Source organism: Curtobacterium subtropicum, from assembly GCF_030362975.1.
Lineage (GTDB): Bacteria > Actinomycetota > Actinomycetes > Actinomycetales > Microbacteriaceae > Curtobacterium > Curtobacterium subtropicum.
The window spans coordinates 692,038-698,995 of the sequence record NZ_JAUCMM010000001.1 but is presented as its reverse complement, the minus strand read 5'-3'; the positions used below and the strand labels follow the sequence as shown (position 1 = coordinate 698,995).

Annotated in this window: 7 protein-coding genes; 3 read left to right on the top strand and 4 right to left on the bottom strand. The window is 69.2% G+C overall.

Translation table 11 applies throughout. The features are described 5' to 3' along the window. Positions 1-82: 82 nt before the first annotated feature. A complete protein-coding gene (locus QUG98_RS03185; RefSeq protein WP_289469171.1) occupies positions 83-256 on the bottom strand; it encodes an Rv0909 family putative TA system antitoxin in 174 nt (57 codons plus the stop codon). Beyond that, positions 249-1,382, bottom strand: a complete 1,134-nt coding sequence (locus tag QUG98_RS03180; RefSeq protein WP_289469170.1) for an acyltransferase family protein — start codon at positions 1,380-1,382, stop codon at positions 249-251. Before QUG98_RS03180 ends, QUG98_RS03185 begins: the two co-directional genes overlap by 8 nt. Before the next feature lie 227 nt (positions 1,383-1,609). Between QUG98_RS03180 and QUG98_RS03175 the strand changes: the two genes are divergently transcribed. Further along, complete coding sequence (locus QUG98_RS03175) at positions 1,610-2,905, top strand: adenylosuccinate synthase (RefSeq protein ID WP_058729829.1); 1,296 nt, start codon at positions 1,610-1,612, stop codon at positions 2,903-2,905. Positions 2,906-2,907: 2 nt separating this feature from the next. Next, positions 2,908-3,465 carry an arsenate reductase/protein-tyrosine-phosphatase family protein gene (locus QUG98_RS03170; protein ID WP_289469169.1) on the top strand — a complete coding sequence of 186 codons (558 nt, stop codon included), beginning with the start codon at positions 2,908-2,910 and terminating at the stop codon, positions 3,463-3,465. Positions 3,466-3,519: 54 nt separating this feature from the next. Here QUG98_RS03170 and QUG98_RS03165 read toward each other — a convergent pair whose 3' ends face one another. Then, entirely contained in the window at positions 3,520-4,518 is a 999-nt protein-coding gene (locus QUG98_RS03165; RefSeq protein ID WP_289469168.1) for a nuclease-related domain-containing protein, read from the bottom strand. Positions 4,519-4,624: 106 nt separating this feature from the next. Continuing rightward, on the bottom strand, positions 4,625-5,344 hold the full coding sequence (locus tag QUG98_RS03160; protein ID WP_289469167.1) for a CPBP family intramembrane glutamic endopeptidase: 720 nt from the start codon (positions 5,342-5,344) through the stop codon (positions 4,625-4,627). A 154-nt stretch (positions 5,345-5,498) separates the two neighbouring features. On the opposite strand from QUG98_RS03160, the gene QUG98_RS03155 reads away from it, so the two are divergent. After that, positions 5,499-6,947, top strand: coding sequence for a tyrosine-protein kinase domain-containing protein (locus QUG98_RS03155; protein WP_289469166.1), 1,449 nt, complete (start codon positions 5,499-5,501; stop codon positions 6,945-6,947). The last annotated feature ends 11 nt before the right edge of the window (positions 6,948-6,958 follow it).

Genomic DNA, 6,958 nt, shown 5'->3' with positions numbered 1-6,958 from the left:
CGCCTAAACCCCCCCCCCCGGGCGGGGGGGGGGGGGGGGGGCGGGGGGCCCCCGCGCCTCCCGTTGCGTCACGCTGTCCGGACTACTGCCCGATCTTGTCGTCGGCGGCGTGCTCGGCCTTGTCGATCTGGTCGCCGTGGCTGCCGCCGGTGGCCTTGTCGGCCGCGTCCGCGGCCTTGCCGAGACCGGGGTCCGTCGCCTGCTCGCCCTTGTCGCTGTTCGCGAAGTCCTTGGCCTTGTCACTGAGGTCACTCATGTCGTGCTCCCTTGCTCGTCGGATCTGACTGGGACGAGGGTGCGCCGGTCGGCTGGAGAGCGTTCACAGGCTGGTGGCTGTCGGAGCTCTCGACCGTCGGGCCCGCGGAGGCGGTGCCTACGTTGGAGAACCGAGGGTGAGCGGATCGAGTGGAGAGACGGCGTCCGAGGGCGATGGAGGGGACTTCGAGCGTCCGGTGCAGCAACCACGCGCTCGCCAATGAGAGGACCACGACGATCGGGATCGCGGCCACCCCAGGCAGATCGGCGTACTCGAGCCCGCGGATCACGGAAGCGTGGATGACGTAGAGCGCGTAGCTGACGGAACCCAGCCAGAGGATCGTCTTCGGGAAGGAACGGGAGCGCAGTGCACGGGCGACGAGGAAGACCGCAATCCCGACGAAGTGCGAAGCGTTGAATCCGATGACGCTCCAACTCAGCTGGTCCGGCGCTTGTGACGAGAGCAGGGGCAGGCTCAACGCGGGCACGACCACGATGGCCGCGCCCATGAGCCCGATCCAGGTTCGCGAGCCGTTCGCGTCGCGGAGGTACAGGCTGTAGCCGAGCGAGGCGAAGAACAGCATCAGCGGGACGATGGCCGTCGAGGTACTTCCCCGAGCTACATTGTCGATTCCCATGGCCACGAACACTGCGAGCCATCCGTAGCCGAGGTAGACCGATCTACGGAGGAGACCGACGCGCTTCGCAGCTGCCGTCTGGATGTAGTAGACGAGCTCTGCGCCGAGTGTCCAAGCGGGACCGAGGATGCCGACGAGGCCCGGGATGGCCCCTTGCAGCATCGTGATGTTCGCCACGACCACGAATAGGCTGTACGCCGAGAAGGGGTTCGTGTTCGGGAGGTCGACGAGGATCCAGACGATGGTCGCGAGCCAGTACACCGGGTAGAGCCGCCAGAACCGTCGGATCGCGAAGGTGCGGATCGTCTGGTGGGTCAGTGTCAACCCGATGACGTAGCCGCTCACCATGAAGAACGCGACGATGCCGACGCGTCCCATGTTGATCGTGTCGATCGACCACTGCGTGTAGCCGTCGACCCAACTCTCGAGGGCGTGCTCGACAACCACGACGAGTGCAGCGATCCCGCGGATCCCGTCGAGGAAGTCCAAGCGGCCCTGGTGTGTTCCGACGCCCTGATCGCGCCGGGGTCCAGTCCCCATGAGTAGTAGTCAACAATAAGACCGAGAAAATGTCACGGAAAATTGACGATCATTCGCCGCTTGAACGTCGGCGTCGCTTCGGTGCGGGTGGCGTGCAGGTGGACAGTCGATAGACTCGGGTGGACCATCGGCCCAGCCCGCCGGTGCGGTCCTCCGCCAACGTGAGGAGAACCTCCATGCCCGCAGCAGTCATCATCGGTGCCCAGTGGGGTGACGAGGGCAAGGGGAAGGCAACCGACCTCCTCGGCTCGCGCATCGACTACGTCGTGAAGTTCAACGGCGGCAACAACGCCGGTCACACCGTCGTCGTCGGCGGCGAGAAGTACGCGCTGCACCTGCTGCCGTCCGGCATCCTGACGCCCGGCGTGACCCCGATCATCGGCAACGGCGTCGTGGTCGACCTCGAGGTCCTGTTCCAGGAGCTCGACGCGCTCCGCGCCCGCGGTGTCGACGTCTCGAAGCTCCTGGTGTCCGCGAACGCGCACGTCATCACGCACTACCACCGCACCATCGACAAGGTGACCGAGCGGTTCCTCGGCAAGCGTCAGATCGGCACCACCGGTCGCGGCATCGGCCCGACCTACGCCGACAAGATCAACCGCGTCGGCATCCGCATCCAGGACATCTTCGACGAGAACATCCTGCGGCAGAAGGTCGAGGCGGCCCTCGACCAGAAGAACCACCTGCTGGTCAAGGTCTTCAACCGCCGCGCGATCGACGCGGACGAGGTCGTCGAGTCGCTGCTGTCCTTCGCCGAGCGGCTGCGCCCGATGGTCGCCGACACCGCGCTCGAGATCCACCGGGCGCTCGAGCGGGGCGACACCGTCCTGTTCGAGGCCGGTCAGGCCACGATGCTCGACGTCGACCACGGCACCTACCCGTTCGTGACCTCGTCGTCAGCGACCGCCGGTGGTGCCGCGACCGGTTCGGGCATCGGCCCGGGCAAGCTCGAGCGCATCATCGGCATCGTCAAGGCGTACACGACGCGCGTCGGCGCCGGCCCGTTCCCGACCGAGCTGTTCGACGAGTCGGGGGAGTTCCTCCGCGCCAACGGCTTCGAGTTCGGCACCACGACCGGCCGCCCGCGCCGCTGCGGCTGGTACGACGCCCCGATCGCCCGCTACACGGCGCGCATCAACGGCGTGACCGACTTCGTGCTGACGAAGCTCGACGTGCTGACGGGGCTCGAGACGATCCCCGTCTGCGTGGCGTACGAGGTCGACGGCGAGCGCGTGGACGAGGTCCCCGTGAACCAGTCGGACTTCCACCACGCGAAGCCGATCTACGAGGAGTTCCCCGGCTGGACCGAGGACATCACCGGCGCCCGATCGTTCGAGGACCTGCCGAAGACCGCGCAGGACTACGTGCTGGCGATCGAGGCGATGTCCGGCGCGCGGATCTCGGCGATCGGTGTCGGTCCGGGCCGTGACGCGATCGTGGTCCGCCACGACCTGCTCGGCGCGGCGTCCTGAGCATGCGGATCCTGTTCGTCTGCAGCGGCAACATCTGCCGCTCGCCTCTCGGCGCCCAGGTGCTCGAAGCGCGACTCGGCCCGGACGCCCCGGCGTTCACGGTCGAGTCGGCCGGCACGATCGCCGACGACGGTGCGCTGATGGACGAGACGGCTGCGGCGCAGTCGGCCCGTCTCGGCGGTGAGCCGACCACGCACCGGTCGCGGTACCTGACCGAGCAGATCGCGGCGTCGGCCGACCTCGTGCTCACCGCGGAGCGCTCGCACCGTGCGGCCGTGGTGTCGCTCGCGCCGCGGGCAGCGAAGCGGGCGTTCACGATCAAGCAGTTCGCGCGGGTGCTCGACGGGCTCGAGCCGGGGGACCTGGCCGGCATCGAGACCGCACAGGACCTGGTGGACCGGGTCGCTCGACTGCGGGGGACCGTGCCGCCGCCCGCCGACCCGGCGGACGATGACGTTGACGACCCGTACCGCCGGTCGGAGGAGACCCACGTGCGGGTCGCCGACGAGATCGACGCGGCGCTGGCCCCGATCGCGGACGCCCTGCGCGCGCTGCGCTGACGATGTCGCACGTCGAAGCCCCCGCCGTCGTGGCGGGGGCTTCGTCGTCTCGGCTCACGCCTCCGGCAGGCGGTACGTCCCGACGGTGATGGTGTGCGCGCCCTGGCCTGCCAGCTGCCGCACGACGGCGTCGGTGCGCGCCCGGTTCGGCACGGCGTGCTTGCGCGCGATGTCGGTGACGAGCCCGCGCAGCTCGTTGTCGTTCGTCACGACGGCCGTCGTGGCCGAGCGGCCGGTCGGTGTGGTGCTCGTGCTGCGGTCCTCCGGGTTGACGTACGCAGCGGCGTCCCCGGAGTAGAACACGCACGAGTCGACCCACTGCGGCCCGTTGCCGTCCTCGTCCGCCAGGAACCGCTGCAGGCGCCGGGCCTGCTGTCGGACCTGGCGCGTCGGAGCGTTCCCGCCGGACTGCACCCGGACCCGCCACCAGTGCTCGACGTCGTCGGCGTGGTCGAGGACCCGACGGCTCTGGACCTGGATCGCGAAGGACCCGGTCAGCGACGACTCGTCGAGCAGGTTCCGGAACGCGTGGTGCACCGCGCTCGGCCTACGGCCGTCGAACACGATGCCGTTCCAGCGCTTGTTCTCGACGACCAGCACGTGCCCGGACTCGAACACGAGCACGTGGTCGATCTGTGCGGCGTAGCTGCGGTCGCGGTTCCGTTCACCCTGGGCCACCGGCACGAACACGACGTTCGTCAGCAGCGCGCCGTTGATCCCGGCGGCCTTGCAGACCTCGAGGATCGTGCGCTGCGAGGCCTCCTCCCACCGCATGCCCGTCCGGGCCAGGGCACGACCGGCCTCGGCCTCGGCCAGGGCCTGCTGTCGCGCGGCCTCGGCGCCGGCGAGCTGACGCCCGTACTCGGCCTCGGCGGCGGCGGTCCGTTCGCGGTGTTCCCGCTCGAGGGTGCCGGTGCGGTGGTCGAGCCGGACCTCGGCGTCGGACAGGGCGGCGCGGTTGGAGGACTGGGTCCGCCGCAGGACGATCACCAGGACGACCACGACGATCGCGAGCCCCCCGGCGACCACCCACGGCACGAGGTCGCTGGTCATGGGTCCACCTCACCACGGCCGGGCGCGGGAGAGGCCTTCGGCGACGGCGAGTCCGGCAGGACGCCGTGCAGCCTCGGCGCAGAGCGGACCGGTCGGCGTGGACTGCTCAGCGCGGCCAGGTCGCGACGACCGCCACCGCGTTGAACAGTACGTGCGCCACGATCGCGCCACCGATGCGATTCGTCATCGCCACCAGGGTGCCCGTGAGCAGCCCGAGCACGAAGGTCGTCAGGAACACCTGCACCCCGCCGAGCGACGTCGTCGCCGACCCCAGGAACAGGTGCGCCAGCGCGAACAGGAACGCCGTCACGAGCACGGCGAGCCACCGCGTCCGCGGCGTGAGCTCGGCGGCGAGCAGGCGCTGGAACAGCCCGCGGAAGAAGAGTTCCTCGAGCACGGGGCTGACGAGCACGATGCCGACCGCCGACACGAGCAGCAGCCCGATGTTCGGGGCACCGAGCGACGGTGCGGGCTGCAACCCGGTCGTCCCGGTGAACGACAGCGCGAGCACGGCGTCGAACACCCGCGCCAGGATGACGATCCCGAGTGCGAACACGAGGTCGCCGAGCTCGATGCGGAACCGTCCGAACAGGTCACGGCCCGTGCGATCAACGACCCAGATGATGCCGAACACGAGCGGCACCCAGACCGCGACGTTGCCGAGCAGCACCTGTAGCGCCGGTCCGGGGATCGCTCCGCGCAGCGTGAGGTTGCTGACGATGCGGGCGAGCACGACGGCCACGACGAGGGCGATCAGCAGGGCGACGAGGTCGCGTTGCCGGGCGGTCGAGGGCTCGGTGGCAGCCACTTCCGGCTCGGAGGTCATGGGCCGAGCGTAGAGGACGACCGACGCGGATCGGCAAGAACAGCCGAGTGAGGCTCAATGGTGTGGCACTATTTGAATGCCGTCTGCTGGGACAACCCTCGCGGAACCTGTGATGGGACCACAGGAACGGCGAGGATCGGGGAAGGACGGCCGCGTGGAACTGCGCGACTACATCACAGTGCTCCGTAAGGGGTGGGTGCTCATCGTGGTGCTCGCCCTGGTGGGGGTGGCTGCCGCAGCCGGCTTCTCCCTGCTGAAGAAGCCGGTGTACTCCGCCTCCGCACAGGTGTTCGTCTCGACGGAGACGTCGGGCAGTGCGAGTGACCTGGCGCAGGGCAACACCTTCACGCAGCAACGCGTGCTGACGTACTCGAACCTGGTACAGACGCCGATCGTGCTCCTGCCGGTCATCTCGTCGCTCGGGCTCGACATGAACGCCGACCAGCTCGCGACCATGGTGTCCGCGACGGCCCCGACGAGCACGACGCTCATCTCGATCACGGTGAAGGACACGATCCCCGTCCGCGCGACCGAGATCGCCAACGCGACGTCGCAGAGCCTGACGAACGTGGTCGAGAAGATCGAGGCGACCGACGCGGACGGCACGAGCACGGTCAAGCTCACCCGGGTGAAGCAGGCCGACGTGCCGCTGAAACCGGTCAGCCCGAACGTCCCGGTGAACATCGCTCTCGGTCTGCTCGTCGGTCTGGCACTCGGCGTCGGTATCGCAGTGCTGCGCGAGGCGCTCGACAACCGCGTCCGTACTGAGCAGGACGTCGAGAAGATCAGTGCGAAGCCCGTCGTCGGCGGTATCGCCTACGACAGCAAGGCATCCGAGCGGCCCCTGATCGTGCAGGTCGACCCGCGCAGCCCGCGTGCCGAGTCCTTCCGCACGCTCCGCACGAACCTGCAGTTCCTCGACCTCGGCACCGGTTCGCGCACGTTCGTGATGACGTCGTCGATGCAGTCCGAGGGCAAGAGCACCACGGTCGCGAACCTGGCGATCGCACTCGACAGCGCCGGCTTCAAGGTCATCCTGATCGACGCCGACCTCCGCCGCCCCCGCGTCGGCGAGTACATGGAGGTCGACAGCGCGGTCGGCCTGACCGACGTGCTCATCGGCCGCGCGAGCCTGGAGGACGTCGCACAGCCCTGGGGTCGCGGCAACCTGGTCGTGCTGCCCGCCGGCCAGATCCCGCCCAACCCGTCCGAGCTGCTCGGGTCGAAGGCCATGCAGGACCTGATCGGCACACTCGAGCAGCAGTTCGACTACGTGCTGTTCGACGCGCCGCCGCTGCTGCCGGTCACCGACGCCGCGATCCTGTCGAAGAAGGCGTCCGGTGCCATCCTGGCCGTCGCGTCCGGCAAGACCCTCAAGGGCCAGCTCGCCGCCGCCGTCGCCTCGCTCGAGAACGTCGGCGCCCCGATCGCCGGTTTCGTCATCACGATGATGCCGCTCAAGGGCCCGGGCGCGTACGGCTACGGCCGATACGGGTACGGCTACGGGTACGGCTTGGACGAGGCAGGGCCCACCCGACCGCCCGCACGCTCTTCCCGCAAGAGCCGCGGCAAGCTCGGCGTCGTCCGCCGAGCCGACCGTTGACGGCGGCCGCG